Genomic DNA, 18,787 nt, shown 5'->3' with positions numbered 1-18,787 from the left:
TGAACCCCCCTTCGGACGTCAGGAGTTGCTCGGGAAACCGAGGTTGATGCCGCCGGCGTCCGCCGGGTCCGGCCAGCGCGTGGTGATGACCTTGCCCTGGGTGTAGAAGGCGATGCCGTCGTTGCCGTAGATGTGCAGGTCGCCGAAGAGCGAGTCCTTCCAGCCGCCGAAGGAGTGGTAGCCGACCGGGACCGGGATCGGCACGTTGACGCCGACCATGCCCGCCTTGACCTCCAGCTGGAAGCGGCGCGCCGCGCCGCCGTCCCGGGTGAAGATCGCGGTGCCGTTGCCCCAGCGGGAGTCGTTGATCAGCTTGATGGCCTCTTCGTACGTCTCCGCGCGGACCACGCACAGCACCGGGCCGAAGATCTCGTCCCGGTACGCGTCCGCCGTCAGCGGGACCCGGTCCAGGAGGGAGACGCCGAGGAAGAAGCCGTCAGCGCATTCAGGGTGGTCGTCGACCGAGAAGCCGGTGCCGTCCACGACGACCTCGGCGCCCTGCTCGGCCGCGCTCGCCACGTACGAGGCGACCTTGTCCCGGTGCTCGCGGGTGATCAGCGGGCCCATCTCGGACGCCGGGTCGTTGCCGGGGCCGATCTTCAGGTTCTTCGCCCGCTCCGCGATCCTGCCGACCAGCTCGTCACCGGTGTCGCCGACCGCGACCACGACGGACACGGCCATGCAGCGTTCGCCCGCGGAGCCGTAGGCCGCGTTGATCGCCTGGTCGGCGGCGAGGTCCAGGTCGGCGTCGGGCAGGACCAGCATGTGGTTCTTGGCGCCGCCCAGGGCCTGCACGCGCTTGCCGTGCTCGACCGCCTTGAGCTGGATGTACTTGGCGATCGGGGTCGAACCGACGAAGGAGACCGCCTCGATGTCCGGGTGCTCCAGGATGCGGTCCACAGCCGTCTTGTCGCCCTGCACGACGTTCAGCACGCCGTCCGGCAGGCCCGCTTCGGAAGCCAGCTCGGCCAGGCGGAAGGAGGCCGACGGGTCCTTCTCCGACGGCTTCAGCACGAACGTGTTGCCGCACGCGATGGCCAGCGGGAACATCCACATCGGCACCATCGCCGGGAAGTTGAAGGGCGTGATGCCCGCGACCACGCCCAGCGGCTGGCGGATCGAGGCCACGTCGACCCGGGTGGAGACCTGCGTGGACAGCTCGCCCTTGAGCTGGACGCTGATCCCGCACGCGAGTTCGACGATCTCCATGCCGCGCGCGACCTCGCCGAGCGCGTCGGAGTGCACCTTGCCGTGCTCGGCGGTGATCAGCTCGGCGATCTCGTCGCGGTGGGCGTCCAGCAGCTCGCGGTACTTGAACAGCACCGCCGTGCGCTTGGCGAGGGAGGAGGCGCCCCAGGACTCGAAGGCGGCCTTGGCGGAGGCGACGGCGGCGTCCACCTCGTCGACGGTCGCGAACGCGACCTGCTTCTCCTGGGCGCCGGTGGCCGGGTTGTAGACGGGGCCGAAGCGGCCGGAGGTGCCTTCGACGGGCTTGCCGTCGATCCAGTGGGTGATGGTCTTCATGGGGAGCAAGGGCCTTTCGTGGAGCCTGAATTCAGCAGCGGCGGGGATGTTCAGAGGTGACGGCGGCGTCCGGCGACCTGGCGGTCGTAGCGCTCGCGTGCCTCGACGGCGGCCTCGCGAGTGGCGGTCTCGGCCACCGGCACGTCCCACCAGGCCTCGGCCGGGGGAGCGGTCGGGGCCGGGTCGGTCTCGACGTACACGCACGTCGGCCGGTCGGAGGCACGGGCCGTGGCCAGCGCCTCGCGCAGCTCGCGCACGGTCTTGGCGCGCAGGACCTCCATGCCGAGGCTGGCTGCGTTGGCGGCCAGGTCGACCGGCAGCGGGGCACCGGTGAAGGTGCCGTCGGCGGCCCGGAACCGGTAGGCGGTGCCGAACCGCTCGCCGCCGGTCTCCTCCGACAGACCGCCGATGGAGGCGTAGCCGTGGTTCTGGAGGAGGACGATGTTGACCGGCAGGCCCTCCTGGACGGCCGTGACGATCTCCGTCGGCATCATCAGGTAGGTGCCGTCGCCGACCAGCGCCCACACCGGTGTGCCGGGGGCGGCCTGCTGGACGCCGATGCCGGCCGGGATCTCGTAGCCCATGCAGGAGTAGCCGTACTCCAGGTGGTACTGGCGCGGGCTGCGGGAGCGCCACAGTTTGTGCAGATCGCCGGGGAGCGAGCCGGCCGCGTTGATCACCACGTCGTCGTCGCCCACGGCCGCGTCCAGCGCGCCGAGCACCTGCGTCTGCGTCGGGACCGCGCTGTCGTCGTCGGCGCGGTAGGCGGCCTCGACGACCTCCTCCCAGCGCTCCTTGCCGGCGCGGTACGCGGCCTCGTACTCCTCGCTCACCCGGTGGCCGGAGAGCGCCTCCAGCAGCCTTTCGAGGCCGGACCTCGCGTCGCACACCAGCGTGCGCGCGGCCAGCTTGTGCGCGTCGAAGCCGGTGATGTTGAGGTTGAGGAACCGCACGCCCGGGTTCTGGAAGAGCGTGCCGGAGGCGGTGGTGAAGTCCGTGTAGCGGGTGCCGACACCGATGACGAGGTCGGCGGTGCGGGCGAGGTCGTCGCTGACCGCCGTGCCGGTGTGGCCGATGCCGCCGAGGTCGGCGGGGTGGTCGTATCGCAGGGCGCCCTTGCCGGCCTGGGTGGAGGCGACGGGGATGCCGGTGGCGTCCACGAAGGCCTGCAGCGCCGCCTCGGCCTCGCTGTGGTGGACGCCGCCGCCCGCCACGATCAGGGGCCGCTCGGCCGACCGGATCGCCTCGACGGCCGCTGTCAGTTCCACCGGGTCCGGCGCGGGACGCCGGACGTACCAGACGCGTTCGGCGAAGAACTCCTCCGGCCAGTCGTACGCCTCCGCCTGTACGTCCTGCGGCAGGGCGAGGGTGACGGCGCCGGTCTCGGCCGGGTCGGCCAGCACGCGCATGGCCTGCAGGGCCGACGGGATGAGCGCCTCGGGGCGGGTGATGCGGTCGAAGTACCTGGACACCGGGCGCAGGGTGTCGTTGACCGACACGTCGGCCTCGACCGGGTGCTCCAGCTGCTGGAGCAGGGGGTCGGGGGCGTGCGAGGCGAAGTAGTCGCCGGGCAGGAGCAGCACCGGCAGGCGGTTGATCGTCGCCAGGGCCGCGCCGGTGACCAGGTTGGTGGCGCCCGGGCCGATCGAGGTCGTCACCGCCTGCGCGGACAGGCGGTTCAGCTGCCGGGCGTAGCCGACCGCCGCGTGCACCATGGACTGCTCGTTGCGTCCCTGGTGGAACGGCATGACGGCGCCCGGCCCGATGCCTGCCTCCATCAGCGCCTGGCCCACGCCGGCCACGTTGCCGTGGCCGAAGATGCCCCAGGTCCCGGCGATCAGCCGGCGCCGCACGCCGTCCCGCTCGGTGTACTGGACGGACAGGAACCGCACCAGCGCCTGGGCGGTCGTCAGTCGGCGGGTGGTGGCGTTCATGCGGAGGTCTCCGGGGCGGTGTAGAGAGGGAGTCGGGGATCGACCGGCTGGTCCGGCCAGGTGTCGCGGACCCAGGCGTGGTCGGGGTGGTCGCAGATCAGCCAGGCGCGCTCGGCCTCCGGGCCCGCCATGACGTTGAGGTAGTACATGTGGTGGCCGGGCGTGGCCATCGACGGCCCGTGCCAGCCGTCCGGGATCAGGACGACGTCGCCGTCGCGGACCTCCGCCAGCACGTCGGTGTCCCGGCCCGGACCGGACGGGGAGACGCGCTGGTAGCCGAGGCCGGGGATGCCGTCGTGGCCGGCGAACTCGAAGTAGTAGATCTCCTCCAGCACGGACTCCTCGCCCGGCCGGTGCTCGTCGTGCTTGTGCGGCGGGAACGAGGACCAGTTGCCGCCCGGGGTGATCACCTCGACCGCGATGAGCTTGTCGCACTCGAACACGCCCGCCGCGCCGAAGTTGTTGACCTGCCGGGAGCAGTTCCCGGTGCCGCGCAGCTCCACGGGCACCTCGGAGGCCGGGCCGTAGCGGGCGGGCAGCCGGCGGGTGCAGCGGGCGCCGGTCAGCGCGAACCGGCCGCCGGCGGCGGAGGTCACGCTCGCCCGGGCGTCGCGCGGCACGTACGCGAAGTCGCTGACGCCGCTGAAGACGTCCCGGCGGCCCTGGAGCTCGAAGGTGTCCTGGCCGAAGTCGTCCGCCGCGGCGACCGTGCAGCCGCCGCTGAGCGGGACGACGATCCACTCGCTGTCGCCGGTGTCGAAGGAGTGCGTGCCGCCCGGCGGCAGCTCCAGGATCCGCAGGCTGGAGTGGTCCCAGCCGGCCTTCTCGGGCGTGACGTCGACGATGTAGGGGCCGCCGAGGGCCTTACCCGCGGGAAGGTGATACGTCATCGTGTGCCTTTCGGATCACAGCGGAGCGACTCACAACAGACAGATTCAGCAGGCCTGTTCACAGCAGACCGACGGCCGTGTCCACCGCCTCTTCCACGCTGCCCCCGGCCGGGTAGAGCAGCGAGCGCCCGACGACCATGCCCTGCACGGTGGGCAGGCGCAGGGCCTTGCGCCAGCGTTCGTACGCGCCCTCCTGGTCGCCGCCGACCTCGCCGCCGAGCAGCACGACGGGGAGCGTGGAGGTCTCCAGGACCTGGGCCATGTCGTCGGGGTCGTCGGTGACGGGCAGCTTCAGCCAGGTGTAGGCGGAGGTGCCGCCCAGGCCGGCGGAGATCGCGATGGACCGGGTGACGGCCTCGGCGGACAGGTCGTTGCGCACCGTGCCGTCGACCCGCCGGGAGATGAACGGTTCGACGAACAGGGGGAGTTGCCGGGCCGCCATGGCGTCGATCGCCCGCGCGGTGGACTCCAGGGTGGTGAGCGAACCCGGGTCGTCGTAGTCGATGCGGACCAGGAGCTTGCCCGCGTCGAAGCGGAGCCGGGCGATGTCCTCGGCGCGGTGGCCGGTGAAACGGTCGTCCATCTCGAACGAGGCGCCGGCGAGGCCGCCGCGGTTCATCGAGCCCATGACGACCTTGTTCTCCAGCACCCCGAGCAGGAGCAGGTCCTCCAGGATGTCGGCGGTGGCGAGCACCCCGTCGACACCGGGCCTCGACAGCGCGACGCAGAGCCGTTCCAGCAGATCGGCGCGGTTGGCCATGGCCAGGCGCCGGTCGCCGACCCCGAGGGCGCCGCGTGCCGGGTGGTCGGCGGCCACGATCATCAGCCGGCCGCTGTCGCCGATCAGCGGGCGGCGCACCCGGCGGGCGGCCGCCTCGGCGACGGCCTCGGGATTGCGGGCCCGGACCGTGGTGAGGTCGGGGATGCCGATGTTCAATGCAGGCTCCGTTCAGTGACTCGTGCTCGGCGACGGCACCGTGGCCAGGAGGTCCTCGACCTCGGACTCGGCGGGCATCGCGGAGGAGCAGGCGAGGCGGGAGGCGACGAGGGCGCCGGCGGCGTTGGCGTGCCGCATGATCTTCTCCAGGTCCCAGCCGGCCAGCAGACCGTGGCAGAGGGAGCCGCCGAAGGCGTCGCCGGCGCCCAGGCCGTTGACCACCTCGACCGGCACCGGCGGTACCTCGGCCCGGGTGCCGTCGCGGTGCACGGCCAGCACGCCCTTGGGGCCCTGCTTGACGACGGCCAGTTCCACGCCCGCCTCCAGCAGCGCGTCGGCGCAGGCCTGCGGCTCGCGCACGCCGGTGGCGATCTCGCACTCGTCGAGGTTGCCGACCGCGACCGTGGTGTGGCGCAGCGCCTCGCGGTAGTACGGGCGGGCCTCCTCCGGGTCGGCCCAGAACATCGGCCGCCAGTCGAGGTCGAAGACGGTGATGCCCGCCTTGTCGCGGGCCTTGAGGGCGGCGAGCGTGGCGGAGCGGCTCGGCTCCTCGCTCAGGCCGGTCCCGGTGATCCAGAAGATCCGGGCCCCGCGGATCGCGAAGAAGTCGAGCTCGTCGGTGTGGATCTCCAGGTCGGGGGCCTTGGGGCGGCGGTAGAAGTACAGCGGGAAGTCGTCCGGCGGGAAGATCTCGCAGAAGGTGACCGGCGTCGGGTAGGCGTCGACCGGGGTGACCCAGCGGTCGTCCACGCCGAAGGACGTCAGCTCCTCGTGCAGATAGGTGCCGAAGGGGTCGTTGCCGGTCCGGGTGATCACGGCCGTACGGCGTCCGAGGCGCGCCGCGGCGACCGCCACATTGGCCGCCGAACCTCCCAGAAACTTTCCGAACGTCTCCACCTGGGGCAGTGGGACGCCGGTCTGGAGGGGATAGAGGTCGACCCCGATGCGGCCCATCGTGATCAAGTCGAAATACTGGGCTGGCTCGGCCATGCGCGACCTCCTCGGGAAGCTGGGGATGCGGGTCCGGAGCCGTCCTGACACCGTGGGGCGTGGATGACCTGGGACCTGCCGCCCTACAGGTGTAGGGGGCGGAGGACGGCCCTGTCAATAGTTTGTACTTACATTCGGACCTGCTTGTGAAATGATGTCTTAACAAAGTATTGACAGCGAGCGCGGCAAGGACTTGGATCCCGTGGCATCGCAACAGTGTGTTTGCGGCATCATGATCCGGACTCCGTAAGGCTCCGGGACCACGGATCCCTCGTGATCCCTCCCCTTTCCCCCGCAGTAGCACAGTGAGGTGCCAGGAAAGATGGACCGCTCTTCTCACCCCCGCTCCCGCAGGATCGCGCCGGTTGTCGCCGTTGCCGCGGCGGCGGCCCTGACCCTCGCCGGCTGCTCCAGCAGTTCCGGGGGCAAGAAGTCGGAGGAAGGCGCCGCGAACGCCTCCGCCGGCAAGGCGACCACGCCCCGTATGACGGTCGCCCTGGTCACGCACCAGGCGCCCGGTGACACCTTCTGGGACACCGTGCGCAAGGGCGCCGAGGCCGCGGCCGCCAAGGACAACATCAAGCTCGTCTACTCCGCCGACCCGAACGCGGGCAACCAGGCCAACCTGGTCCAGAACGCGATCGACCAGAAGGTCGACGGCATCGCCGTCACCCTGGCCAAGCCGGACGCCCTCAAGGGCGTCATAGGCAAGGCCGAGAAGTCCGGCATACCCGTGGTCGGACTCAACTCCGGCCTGAGCGACTGGAAGAAGCTCAACCTGCTGGAGTTCTTCGGCCAGGACGAGTCCGTGGCCGGCGAGGCCTTCGGCAAGAAGCTCAACGAGGTCGGCGCCAAGCACGCCCTCTGTGTCGTCCAGGAGCAGGGCAACGTCGGCCTGACCCAGCGCTGCGACGGCGTCGAGAAGACCTTCGAGGGCAAGCTCGACACCCAGAACGTCAACGGCACCGACATGCCCTCCGTGAAGTCGACGATCACCGCCAAGCTGAAGCAGGACTCGTCCATCGACTACGTCGTCACGCTGGGCGCCCCCTTCGCGCTGACCGCGGTGCAGTCGGTCGGCGACGCCGGCAGCAAGGCGAAGGTCGCCACCTTCGACCTCAACAAGGACCTGATCAAGGGCATCAAGGACGACTCCATCCAGTTCGCCGTCGACCAGCAGCCCTACCTCCAGGGCTACCTGGCCGTCGACGGTCTGTGGCTGTACAAGAACAACGGCAACTACAGCGGCGGCGGCGAGCAGCCCGTGCTGACCGGCCCGGCCTTCGTCGACAAGTCCAACGTCGACAAGATCGGGGAGTTCGCCGCGAAGGGCACTCGGTGATGAGCATGACCCAGCAGGCCACGCCGGCGGTGGACACACCGCCGGCCCCCGGCCAGAAGCAGTCCGACGGCCGGACACGGGAGCGCCCCCTGGCGCTGCGGCTGCTCGCCCGGCCCGAGGTCGGCGTCTTCCTCGGCGCCGTCGCCGTGCTCGTGTTCTTCCTGTTCGCGGCACCGCCGGTACGCGACGGCAGCTCGATGGCCAACATCCTCTACCAGTCGTCGACCATCGGGATCATGGCGCTGCCCGTGGCCCTGCTGATGATCGGCGGCGAGTTCGACCTGTCGGCCGGTGTCGCCGTGGTCACCTCGGCGCTCACCGCGTCGATGCTCAGCTACCAGCTGACCATGAACGTCTGGGTGGGCGTGATCGTCGCCCTGCTCGTGTCGCTCGCGATCGGCGCGTTCAACGGCTGGCTGCTGGTCAAGACCGGCCTGCCGAGCTTCCTGGTCACCCTGGGCACCTTCCTGATCCTCCAGGGCGTGAACCTCGCGATCACCAAGCTGGTCACCGGCAACGTCGCCACCGACGACATCAGCGACATGGACGGCTTCTCCCAGGCGCAGAAGATCTTCGCCTCGACGTTCGAGGTCGGCGGGGTCAACGTCAAGATCACCGTCGTGTGGTGGCTGGTCTTCGCGGCCCTGGCCACCTGGGTGCTGCTGCGCACCAAGTACGGCAACTGGATCTTCGCGGTCGGCGGCAACAAGTACTCCGCCCGGGCCGTCGGTGTCCCGGTGACCTTCACCAAGATCTCCCTGTTCATGCTGGTCGGCTTCGGCGCCTGGTTCGTCGGCATGCACCAGCTGTTCTCCTTCAACACCGTCCAGTCCGGCGAGGGCGTGGGCCAGGAGCTCATCTACATCGCCGCGGCCGTCATCGGCGGCTGTCTGCTGACCGGTGGCTACGGCTCCGCGATCGGCCCGGTCTTCGGTGCCTTCATGTTCGGCATGGTGCAGCAGGGCATCGTCTACGCCGGCTGGAACCCCGACTGGTTCAAGGCCTTCCTCGGCGTGATGCTCCTCGGCGCCGTCCTCATCAATCTGTGGGTCCAGCGCACGGCGACCCGGAGGTGACCGCAATGACCAGCAACGAAACCGGCACCCACGGGGCCGTCCTGAAGGACACGCCGCCCGCGGAGGACCGAGCCCTCGTCGAACTCCGCGCCGCGGGCAAGTCCTACGGCAACATCCGCGCCCTGCACGGCGTCGACCTGAAGGTCTTCCCCAACCGGGTCACCTGCGTCCTCGGCGACAACGGCGCCGGCAAGTCCACCCTCATCAAGATCATCTCGGGTTTGCACCAGCACACCGAGGGCGAGTTCCTCGTCGACGGCGAACCGGTGCGCTTCTCCACCCCGCGCGAGGCCCTCGACAAGGGCATCGCCACGGTGTACCAGGACCTCGCGGTCGTCCCGCTGATGCCGGTGTGGCGCAACTTCTTCCTCGGCTCCGAGATGACCAAGGGCCCCTGGCCCGTGCGCCGTCTCGACATCGACAAGATGAAGAAGACCGCCGACGAGGAACTGCGCAACATGGGCATCGTCCTCGACGACATGGAGCAGCCCATCGGCACGCTCTCCGGCGGCCAGCGCCAGTGCGTCGCGATCGCCCGCGCCGTCTACTTCGGTGCCCGCGTCCTCATCCTGGACGAGCCGACCGCCGCCCTGGGCGTCAAGCAGTCCGGTGTGGTGCTGAAGTACATCGCCGCCGCCCGCGAGAAGGGCCTGGGCGTCATCTTCATCACCCACAACCCGCACCACGCCTACATGGTCGGCGACCACTTCAGCGTGCTGCGCCTGGGCACCATGGAACTGTCCGCCTCCCGCAGCGAGGTCAGCCTCGAGGAGCTGACCAACCACATGGCCGGCGGCACCGAACTGGCCTCCCTCAAGCACGAGTTGGCGCAGGTCCGCGGCGTCGACGTCGAGGAGCTCCCCGAAGCGGGAGACCTCACCGCCCCCGTAGCCACGTCTTCGGAAGGAAAGTCCTGACATGGCCCTCGCGCTCGACCGCATCCGGGTCGGCTCCGCACCCGACTCCTGGGGCGTCTGGTTCCCCGACGACCCCCAGCAGGTGCCCTGGGAACGCTTCCTCGACGAGGTCACCGAAGCGGGCTACTCGTGGATCGAACTCGGCCCGTACGGCTACCTGCCGACCGACCCGGCCCGGCTCACCGACGAGGTGACCAAGCGGAACCTGAAGGTCTCCGCCGGCACGATCTTCTGCGGCCTGCACCGCGGCCCGTCCGAGTGGGACTCCACCTGGGAGCAGGTCAGCCGGGTCGCCGCCCTCACCCAGGCCATGGACGCGAAGCACCTGGTCGTCATCCCGTCCTTCTGGCGGGACGACAAGACCGCCGAGATCCTGGAGCCCCCGGAGCTCACCACCGAGCAGTGGCGCAACCTCACCACGGGCATGGAGCGCCTCGGCCGTGAGGTGAAGGACCGGTACGGCCTGGACATCGTCGTCCACCCGCACGCCGACACTCACATCGACACCGAGGAGCACGTCGAGCAGTTCCTCGACTCGACGGACTCCGACGCGGTCAACCTCTGCCTGGACACGGGCCACTACGCCTACTGCGGCGGCGACAGCGTCAAGCTGATCGAGACGTACGGTGAGCGCATCGGCTACCTGCACCTCAAGCAGGTCGACCCGGACATCCTCGCCGACGTGGTCAAGAACGAGGTCCCGTTCGGACCCGCTGTGGCGCGCGGAGTGATGTGCGAACCGCCCGCCGGTGTCCCCGAGCTGGGTCCGGTGCTCACGGCCGCCCAGAAGCTGGGCGTGGACCTGTTCGCCATCGTCGAGCAGGACATGTACCCCTGCGAGCCGGACAAGCCGCTGCCGATCGCGGTGCGCACCCGCAAGTTCCTGAGGTCCTGCGGCGCCTGACGACCCGAAAGGACGGACGGCCATGGCTGAGCGCGCCACCCTGGGAGTCGCGGTCATCGGTACCGGAAGGATGGGCGCGGACCATGTGCGCCGCATCCACGAAGTCATCAGCGGAGCACGGGTGGTCGCCGTCGCCGACGTCGACGCGGAGCGCGCGAAAGCCGTCGCCGCCCGCGTCGACGGCTGCGGCGCCCACACCGACCCGGCCGCCGCGCTGGCGGCCGCCGATGTCGACGCCGTCCTGATCGCCTCCCCGGGCCCGGCCCACGAAGCCACCCTGCTCGCCGCCTTCGAGCGCGATCTGCCCGTCCTGTGCGAGAAGCCGCTCACCCCCGACGCGGCCTCCGCCCTGCGCGTCCTCGAAGCCGAACTGCGCCTCGGCCACCGCCGTGTCCAGGTCGGCTTCATGCGCCGCTACGACCCCGAGTACGCGAAGCTGAAGGCCCTGCTGACGACGGGTCAGCTGGGCCGTCCGCTGATGCTGCACAACCGGCACCGCAACGTCGCCAGCCCGCCCTTCTTCACCAGCTCCATGCTCATCAGCGACTCCGTCGCCCACGAGGCGGACGTGACCCGCTGGCTGCTGGAGCACGAGATCACGGCGGTCACGGTGCTGCGCCCGGCGCCGTCCGCCAACGCCCCCGACGGACTGCGCGATCCGCAGTTCGTCGTCTTCGAGACCGACGGCGGCGCCCTCAGCGACGTCGAGATCTTCGTCAACTGCGGCTTCGGCTACCAGGTCCAGGCCGAGGTGGTCTGCGAACGCGGCACCGCCCGCATCGGCGACGGCCACGCCCTGGTCACGAACATGGCCGGCCGCTGGGGCGGCACCATCGCCCAGGACTGGACCGAACGCTTCGAGACGGCCTACGACCGGGAGGTCCAGGCCTGGGTCGACGCCACCCGCCGCGGCGAGGTCAGCGGCCCGGGCGTCTGGGACGGCTACGCCGCCGCCGCGGTGTGCGAGGCGGGGGTACGGGCGCTGGAGGACGGCGGCCGGGTCGAGGTCGAACTGGTGGAGAGGCCGCCCATGTACCGGTGACCTGGCTGCCCGGAGGCATCCGGAACCTGAAGTCACTCATGGAGATGGTCATACCGGAAGGGGGCGCAACGGGACACAGCGGCCGCTAGGATCCATTCCTCGCAGAGGGGGGATTCCGTGATCGAAGACATCGCGCTTCGCGTCGCCGGCACGGTAGCCGCGGCATCGGTCATCTACATCGTCAGGACGCTCTGGCAGAACCGGCGACATCTACGGCTGCTTTTACTCAAGTTCACGCCGTGGCGGCGGGTGCGTGTCTCCGCGGCCGTGCTCCTGCGACTCGGCGATGAGGATCGCTACGTCCTGTTCGACTCGCCCACTCGGCCCGGGGCCTTCGGCCCGCCCGGAGGAGTGGTCAAGTATCACGAGACCGGGCTCCGCGAGCTGGACAAGCTGGGATTCGAGTGCGAGGAACGCAGCCAGGAGGTGATGAAGTGCGACTTACGGGGCTTCGTGGGAGCGGCCAGGATGCCGGACTTCGCGCGCTGGTTCCATGGCGGCACCGGCCGTGAGTCGGCGAGCGACTGTCTGCGCCGCGAGCTCGTCGAGGAACTCGGCGAGGTCGGTCACCCCGAACTGGCCCTCTTGGTGGCGTCCGTCAATTTCACCCCGGTTCGCCGGGTGTCCGACGGACCGCTGAAAGTGGCCGGTGCGTCGTACCAGCAGGTCCGCCTGTTCGAGGTGCACGACCTTCTGCTCGACAAGCCGCACGCCGTCGAACTCCGTTCAGCGTTGCTGGCCCTGGCGCGGGACCCCGCGGAACGGCACGTCATCGCCGTGGGCCGGCAGGGCATCGCCCTGGGGCGGGAAGGCGTGCACATGGTGCTTCCGCAGTCCGCCTTCCTGATCGGCGACGAGCGCCTGCGCGAGGACATCCAGCCGGTGCGGCGCCCCGCTGCCGGACAGGCGGAAACCCCTTGAGCGAAGATCTCCCGACGCTGCTGTACCGGCAGACGCTCGCGCTGAACCTCCCTTTCACGCCTGAGCTCCTGGACCGCGTGACGGACTTCTGCCCGCCCCGTTCGTTCCAGCAGCTGTTGGACCCTCGGACCGCAGTGAGCGCCCTCCCCGTCGTCTGGCGCGCGTCCTACAACAAACTCGACCCCGAGCGAGCCATCGTCGTCTGTCTCGCCGTGCGCAACGTCCTGCGACCGGGGCCTGCCGTGGTCGGAACGCGTTTCGCCGGACTGCACTGGGACGCGACCTTCTTCCACGTGCACCTGTATCTGGCCGGGTCCCTGCAGCAGTACGCCACGGAACAGATGGCCCGGGGGCGCAGCCGTCTGGTCCGCCCCATGCTGGAGGAGGCCATCCGCTGCTGGGAGGTCGTGGAGCCCGAGGCGGACCGGCTTCTGGCTCCCGAGAGCAAGGCACGCCGCATCTGGCGCGGGAAGCGCGGCGTCACCCGGCTCTACCTGGCCCGCAACACACGGCAGCCCTTCGAACTCCTGCGGGGAGCCCGCACGGACCTGGAGTACGCCGAGGCGGCGGACGACCACAGCCCAGGGCACTACACGTTCCTGCTGGAGGTGCTCACGCGGCTCTCCGACGACCCGGCTGAACTCCCCATGCTCTGGGAGGCTGCCGATGCCCTGATCGAACGGGCGGCTCCCCGGGTTGTGGGTTCCTCCCGCTGGCTGGTCGCTCTGGGGGAGCATCGGCTCAAGCGGGCGCAGTCACCGTACGGCCGCCCCGCGGACGGACTCGACGTCCAGTCCGCCTCCGCGCTGTACAGGCACATGTGCGCCGACCTCATGTCGGCCGATGAGCAGAGCAGGGAGGCCAAGGTGGTGCTGGGGCGGGCGGCCCTGCACTACGCGAAGGTCATGAAGCTCGCGGGCGGCGCGGACGACGAGGCGGTGATGCTCCTGCGCGAGGCGAGGGACGTCCTCACCGCGTGCCTGGACGACGACCCGGTCGACACCGGCGGCGCACTGGACGTCCAGGAGGTCTCCTCCGCGCGGATCGCCGGCATGCTCGGAGAGGTCTCGCTGCGGCTGCACTCGCTCACACGGGGACCGCACCATCTCACCGAGGCGATCAGCCGGCTCGAAACCGCCTCGCAGGATGCCCAGGCCCCGGACAATGTGCACGGCCTGCTGGGGGAGGCGTATCTGCGACGGGCCCGTACGGGCAGTGAGAAGGACCTGCGGACCGCACTCGAGTACAAGGCCAGGGCTCGCGACGTCGGCGACCCCAATCCCGGGAACTTCAGCGTTTCGGCCGCCGGCCACTACCAGCTGTGGCGGAAGACGGGTGCGCCGGAAGAGTTCTCCACGGCGGTCGAGCTTGCCGTCGAGGCGTGGAAACTCGATCCCCAGTGGCCCTGGCCGCTGATGCAACTCGCGGAGTTCGCGGCATCCGGGGCCCGGAAAGGCATATCGGCCGAGCCCCCGCAGGAGAGTGGGACGCCGGAACTCGCGGACGAGGAGCACGCGGACCCGAAGGTGTCGGAGATTCGGCGTGCGGTCCGCGAGGGTGATCAGGCCTGGCTCTACCAGGAAGCGGCATGGACGGCCGTGCACGCCCTGCCCTTCCGCCAGGAGGTCCTCGGAGGGCGGTCGGAAACCTTCGTACTCGACGACCCGCAGCGTCTGCTGTCGGCGACGCTGGTGCTGAAGCCGACCAGCCGGGGTGAGGCCGAGGCGGAACGCGACCACCTGGCGTCACTGCGGCAGTATCTGCGAGACACCGGGGCACCGGGCTGGATGCTGCTGCCCGCCGCCTTGGCGATGGTCGAACTTCCCCGGGACTGGCCGACGTCGCGTGATCCCGCGCCGGACACGGCGCTGGCATCGCGTCGCGCGGTGGGCCGCAGCCTGGCAGCGGTCGTCGCGGACGCTTACGAAGGGCGCGGCGGGCCACCCCTGGCCGCGGTCTCCCAGGCGATCCGATACCTGGCACGCATCCACGTCTGGGCGACGGAGATGTCGGGACTGCGGCCCGGACAGGCCCCCGCGACCACGAGCGACGCCTACGAGAGGGTCGCGGACGACCTGACGAAACGCGCGGGCCGGCTCGGCGTCCCTGGCGCGCACGCGTGCGCTGCTCGGTGGAGGTCGGTGACACCCTCTGCGCTTCCTCCCGTACCGGGGCGCGACGCGCACGCGGAGAACTGGCTGGTCACCGACAACGGCCGGATGGTCGCGCTCGATCTCGAACCGCACGGCCACCTGCCCCTGCTCTACGAGGTGGCCCAGCTGGTCGAGGACCATGCCGCCCTGGACCTCAAGGACAGCGACTGGCCGGAACGCGAGGCTCTGTGCGCGCTCTACCTGGAGGAGCTGGAGCACCTCGGTTACCCGGTGACCGTCGCCCGGGCTGACGTACTTCCCGCCTACCAGTCGTTCGCCCTGGTGCGGGCGCTGTTCCTGAGGGAACATCTGTCGAAGACGGCGGCGGCCGACTCCGCCGTGTCCACGGGCTCACGCCGCTGGGCGCAGCGCCGTCTCCTCCATGCTCACGCTCTGCTGGAACGGTGCGAGGAGACGGCGGCCGCACCCGGGCTGCGCGGCCTGGCCGGGGAGCTGCGGGGCTTCCTCGACGGCTGACGGCAGGTCCGTGCCCTTCCCTGGCACGGACCTGACCTCGCGCTACAGGACGACCCCTCAGCCCTCCCGCACTTCCTCGATCGTCACGGGCCGGTGCTCGTGCAGCGACAGTGTGCACGCCTCGGCGATCCAGCCCGCCTCCAGGGCGTCCTCGATCGTGCAGGGCGAGGGGCGGGTGCCGGCGACGACCTCGGTGAACGCGGTCAGTTCGGCGCGGTAGGCCGCGGTGAAGCGGTCCATGAAGAAGTCGTGCGGGGTGCCCGCCGGGAAGGTCACGCCCGGCTCGACCGAGCGCAGCGGCAGCTTGTCCTCCAGGCCGACGGCGATGGAGTCCGTGAAGCCGTGGATCTCCATGCGGACGTCGTAACCGCGGGCGTTGTGGCGGGAGTTGGACACCACGGCGATCGTGCCGTCGTCGAGGGTGAGGATCGCGCCGGTGGTGTCGGCGTCACCGGCCTCCTTGATGAAGTCGGCCCCGCGGTTGCCGCCCACGGCGTACACCTCGGTCACCTCGCGGCCGGTCACCCAGCGGATGATGTCGAAGTCGTGCACCGAGCAGTCGCGGAAGATGCCACCGGAGGCGGCGATGTAGGCGGCGGGCGGCGGCGCCGGGTCGAGCGTGGTCGAGCGGACCGTGTGCAGCGTGCCGAGCTCGCCGCTCCGCACGGCGGCGCGGGCGTTGACGAAACCGGTGTCAAAACGGCGGTTGTAGCCGATCTGGATCGGCACGCCCCGGCCCTGGACGGCCTTCAGCACCTCGACGCCCTCGCTCATGGTCTTGGCGACGGGCTTCTCGCAGAAGACCGGAATGCCGGCCTCGACCCCGGCCAGGATCAGCGCGGGGTGGGCGTCCGTGGCGGCCGCGACGACGATGCCGTCCACGCCGGCGGCCAGCAGGGCCTCCGGCGAGTCCACGACCTCGGCTCCGAACCGCTCGGCGGCGGCCTTGGCGGCGTCCGCGAACGGGTCGCTGACGACGAGGGACTCGACGACGTCGAGCCCGGAGAGGGTCTCGGCGTGGAACGCGCCGATACGGCCGAGTCCGAGAATTCCGATACGCATGGGGTGTTGCTCCTAGAGAGGGTGAGGGTTTCTTGTGGAGAGTTCTCAGTCGAGTCCACCGAGGACGTTCTGATCCCAATCGATCACCGAGCCGGTGACCACCCCGGATCGCTCCGACAGCAGGAACACAACAAACTCGGCGATCTCATCCGGCTGGCCCAACTTGCCCATGGGCAGCCGGGCAGCAGCGACCTCACGCCAGTCGTCCCCGGCCCCGTGGAAGGCCTTCTGCGTCGCGTCCTCGCCTTCCGTCGCCGTCCAGCCGATGTTCAGCCCGTTGATCCGCACCCGGTCCCACCGATGCGCGTGCGCGGCGTTACGGGTCAGGCCGATCAGACCGGCCTTCGCGGCGACGTACGGCGCCAGAAAGGGCTGCCCACCGTGCGCCGACGACGTGATGATGTTGACGACCGTGCCGGGCGCCCGACGCGCGACCATGTCCGCGACCGCCGCCTGCATCGCGAAGAACGGCCCCTTGAGGTTGATCGCGATGTGCTGGTCGAACAGCTCGGGCGTGGTGTCCAGCAGCGTCCCCCGGGACGTCAGCCCGGCCGAGTTCACGAGGCAGTCGACGCGGCCGTACGCCTCCACGACCCGGGCCACGGAGGCCTTCGCCTGCTCGGCGTCCGACAGGTCGGCCCGCACGTACAGGGCCTTGCCGCCCGCGGCGGTCAGCTCCGCCACCAGCGCCTCGCCGGGTTCGGGGCGCCGCCCGGTGACGGCCACGACCGCCCCCTCGCGGACCGCGGCCCGCGCGATGGCGGCGCCGACTCCCTGAGTGCCGCCGTTGACCAGGACGATCTTGTCGTCGAGAAGTCCCACGAGGTTCCTCAGCTCTCTCGCCGTGCGGTACCGGCCCGCAGCTCCGCACGGAGCGCCTCGGGCGTCCACCCCTCGTACAGGGCCCGCCGTACGAGATCCGCCTGTGAGGGCGGGGCGAGGCCGTCGACCGGCGGGTCGCTGTCGAGGTTGGTCGGGAACGGGTAGCCCTCGGCGCTCGCCGCGATGACGTTGCCCAGCCACGCGTCGCTCGCGCCCTCGGCCTTCCGCTTCAGCAGCACGGGGTACACCGCGTTGGCCACGGCCTCCCGGTCCACCGTCTCCATCGCGCGCCCGAACGCGGACGACACCTGCAGCAGGTTGGCCATGCGCCGGATGTCCGCCGAGCGGTTGGTGCCGGCGGCGTGGAAGAGGGCCGGATTGAAGAAGACCGCGTCGCCCTTGGCGAGCGGCAGCTGCACCTGGTGCGCCTCGAAGTACGCCCGGAACTCCGGGAGCCGCCAGGCGAGATAGCCCGGCTCGTACTTCTGCGAGTGCGGCAGGTACATCGTCGGCCCGGACTCCACCGGCATGTCGCAGTGCGCGACCGCGCCCTGGAGGGTCAGCACGGGGGAGAGGCGGTGCACGTGCCCGGGGTAGGCGGCGGCGACCTCGCCCGAGAGGAAGCCCAGATGGTAGTCGCGGTGCGCGGTCTGGGCGGCACCGCCCGGGTTGACCACGTTGAGCTGCGAGGTGACCTGGTAGCCGGGGCCCAGCCAGGCCGTCGCGACGAGGGCGAGGACGTCGTTGGCGTAGTAGTCGGCGAACACCTCCGCGTCGTACAGGGCCGCCTTCTCCAGCGCGTTCCACACCCGGTCGTTGGCGCCCGGCTTCGCGAAGTGGTCACCGGCCGTCGCGCCCGAGGCGCGCTGCTCGGCGATCAGGGCGTCGAACACGGCGGTGGTGCGGTCCACGACCTCCGGATCGGGAAAGGCGCCACGGAAGACGACGATGCCGGGCCCGTCGGCGAGCGCGCGCACCAGCTCGGCCTGGACCACCCGGTCGCCTTCGAGCAGGGCGGTGTCGTAGACCGGCACGTTCCGCTCCACGGCGGAGGCATGCGGATAGTCGGCGGGATCGGTCGCCTGCTCGACCAGCGCGCGGAACGCGTCGAGGTCGCAGTCCTGTTCGGACAGCCAGGCGCGGCGGTGTACGGAAGTGAAGGACATCGTCGTCCCTTCGGGGTCACGGAGCGACGCAGCCCTGTCATTCTTGTCAGTACAAACCCCTCGAACAACCAGCAGCGAGCCATCAAAAACCCCTCAAGGAGCCGGCGCATGGGCCACCCCTTCCCGATCCGGGAGATCGCACGTCAGGCGGGCCTGAGCGAGGCGACCGTCGACCGGGTCCTGAACGGCAGGGGAGGGGTGCGGGAGAGCACGGCCCGGGAGGTGCGCCAGGCCATCGCCGACCTGGACCGGCAGCGCACCCAGGTCCGGCTCGTCGGCCGGACGTTCATGGTCGACATCGTGATGCAGGCGCCCGAGCGCTTCACCACCGCGATCCGCGCCGCCCTGGAGGCCGAGCTGCCGTCCCTGCACCCCGCGGTGCTGCGCTCCCGCTTCCACTTCCGCGAGACCGGCCCGGCCGGGGAGCTGGTGCGGATCCTGGACCGGATCGCCCGGCGCGGATCCCAGGGTGTGATCCTCAAGGCCCCGGACGTCCCCGAGGTCACCGCCGCCGTAGGCCGCCTCGAAGCCGCCGGCATCCCGGTCGTGACCCTGGTGACGGACCTGCCCGCCAGTGCCCGCCGCGCCTACGTCGGCATCGACGACCGGGCGGCGGGCGCGACGGCCGCG

At 70.5% G+C, this 18,787-nt stretch carries 16 protein-coding genes; 8 read left to right on the top strand and 8 right to left on the bottom strand.

Annotated features, from left to right (window positions below):
• Positions 1-18 precede the first annotated feature (18 nt).
• Genes CCL05_RS19990 through iolC form a run of 5 tightly spaced genes read right to left on the bottom strand, consistent with a single transcriptional unit; the run spans position 19 to position 6,275 of the window.
• Positions 19-1,524 carry a CoA-acylating methylmalonate-semialdehyde dehydrogenase gene (locus tag CCL05_RS19990; RefSeq protein WP_086561864.1) on the bottom strand — a complete coding sequence of 502 codons (1,506 nt, stop codon included), beginning with the start codon at positions 1,522-1,524 and terminating at the stop codon, positions 19-21.
• A gap of 50 nt (positions 1,525-1,574) precedes the next feature.
• A complete protein-coding gene (gene iolD / locus CCL05_RS19985) occupies positions 1,575-3,458 on the bottom strand; it encodes a 3D-(3,5/4)-trihydroxycyclohexane-1,2-dione acylhydrolase (decyclizing) (RefSeq protein ID WP_086561863.1) in 1,884 nt (627 codons plus the stop codon).
• Entirely contained in the window at positions 3,455-4,348 is an 894-nt protein-coding gene (iolB, locus tag CCL05_RS19980) for a 5-deoxy-glucuronate isomerase (RefSeq protein WP_086561862.1), read from the bottom strand. The genes iolD and iolB overlap by 4 nt, the downstream gene beginning before the upstream one ends.
• Positions 4,349-4,406: 58 nt before the next feature.
• Complete coding sequence (locus tag CCL05_RS19975) at positions 4,407-5,285, bottom strand: Cgl0159 family (beta/alpha)8-fold protein (RefSeq protein WP_086561861.1); 879 nt, start codon at positions 5,283-5,285, stop codon at positions 4,407-4,409.
• A gap of 12 nt (positions 5,286-5,297) precedes the next feature.
• Positions 5,298-6,275, bottom strand: coding sequence for a 5-dehydro-2-deoxygluconokinase (gene iolC / locus CCL05_RS19970; RefSeq protein WP_086561860.1), 978 nt, complete (start codon positions 6,273-6,275; stop codon positions 5,298-5,300).
• A gap of 322 nt (positions 6,276-6,597) precedes the next feature.
• Here iolC and CCL05_RS19965 point away from each other — a divergent pair, with 322 nt between their 5' ends.
• The 7 genes from CCL05_RS19965 (at position 6,598) to CCL05_RS19935 (ending at position 15,107) form a co-directional block, all read left to right on the top strand.
• The gene (locus CCL05_RS19965) at positions 6,598-7,617 is read left to right on the top strand and encodes a sugar ABC transporter substrate-binding protein (RefSeq protein ID WP_086561859.1); all 1,020 of its coding nucleotides are present in this window, start codon (positions 6,598-6,600) and stop codon (positions 7,615-7,617) included.
• Positions 7,617-8,693, top strand: coding sequence for an ABC transporter permease (locus CCL05_RS19960; RefSeq protein WP_086561858.1), 1,077 nt, complete (start codon positions 7,617-7,619; stop codon positions 8,691-8,693). Before CCL05_RS19965 ends, CCL05_RS19960 begins: the two co-directional genes overlap by 1 nt.
• 5 nt (positions 8,694-8,698) lie before the next feature.
• Positions 8,699-9,610 carry an ATP-binding cassette domain-containing protein gene (locus CCL05_RS19955; RefSeq protein ID WP_086561857.1) on the top strand — a complete coding sequence of 304 codons (912 nt, stop codon included), beginning with the start codon at positions 8,699-8,701 and terminating at the stop codon, positions 9,608-9,610.
• A 1-nt stretch (position 9,611) separates the two neighbouring features.
• Positions 9,612-10,514, top strand: a complete 903-nt coding sequence (locus CCL05_RS19950; protein WP_086561856.1) for a sugar phosphate isomerase/epimerase family protein — start codon at positions 9,612-9,614, stop codon at positions 10,512-10,514.
• A gap of 22 nt (positions 10,515-10,536) precedes the next feature.
• Positions 10,537-11,556, top strand: a complete 1,020-nt coding sequence (locus CCL05_RS19945) for a Gfo/Idh/MocA family protein (protein ID WP_086561855.1) — start codon at positions 10,537-10,539, stop codon at positions 11,554-11,556.
• 117 nt (positions 11,557-11,673) lie between these two features.
• Complete coding sequence (locus CCL05_RS19940) at positions 11,674-12,477, top strand: SMODS-associated NUDIX domain-containing protein (RefSeq protein ID WP_086561854.1); 804 nt, start codon at positions 11,674-11,676, stop codon at positions 12,475-12,477.
• Complete coding sequence (locus tag CCL05_RS19935; RefSeq protein WP_086561853.1) at positions 12,474-15,107, top strand: hypothetical protein; 2,634 nt, start codon at positions 12,474-12,476, stop codon at positions 15,105-15,107. Before CCL05_RS19940 ends, CCL05_RS19935 begins: the two co-directional genes overlap by 4 nt.
• 57 nt (positions 15,108-15,164) lie before the next feature.
• Here CCL05_RS19935 and CCL05_RS19930 read toward each other — a convergent pair whose 3' ends face one another.
• The 3 genes from CCL05_RS19930 to CCL05_RS19920 are packed head-to-tail and all read right to left on the bottom strand — an operon-like array spanning position 15,165 to position 18,157.
• On the bottom strand, positions 15,165-16,169 hold the full coding sequence (locus CCL05_RS19930; protein WP_086561852.1) for a Gfo/Idh/MocA family protein: 1,005 nt from the start codon (positions 16,167-16,169) through the stop codon (positions 15,165-15,167).
• A 45-nt stretch (positions 16,170-16,214) separates the two neighbouring features.
• Positions 16,215-16,991 carry an SDR family oxidoreductase gene (locus CCL05_RS19925; RefSeq protein WP_086561851.1) on the bottom strand — a complete coding sequence of 259 codons (777 nt, stop codon included), beginning with the start codon at positions 16,989-16,991 and terminating at the stop codon, positions 16,215-16,217.
• An 8-nt stretch (positions 16,992-16,999) separates the two neighbouring features.
• Complete coding sequence (locus tag CCL05_RS19920; RefSeq protein ID WP_086561850.1) at positions 17,000-18,157, bottom strand: phytanoyl-CoA dioxygenase family protein; 1,158 nt, start codon at positions 18,155-18,157, stop codon at positions 17,000-17,002.
• A gap of 108 nt (positions 18,158-18,265) precedes the next feature.
• On the opposite strand from CCL05_RS19920, the gene CCL05_RS19915 reads away from it, so the two are divergent.
• Positions 18,266-18,787: LacI family DNA-binding transcriptional regulator (locus CCL05_RS19915; protein ID WP_143589912.1), on the top strand; the 522-nt coding region annotated here is incomplete at its 3' end.

It is taken from the genome of Streptomyces africanus (genome assembly GCF_002150735.1).
Taxonomy (GTDB): Bacteria; Actinomycetota; Actinomycetes; order Streptomycetales; family Streptomycetaceae; genus Streptomyces; species Streptomyces africanus.
This window is presented reverse-complemented; position numbering and strand designations above follow the sequence as displayed.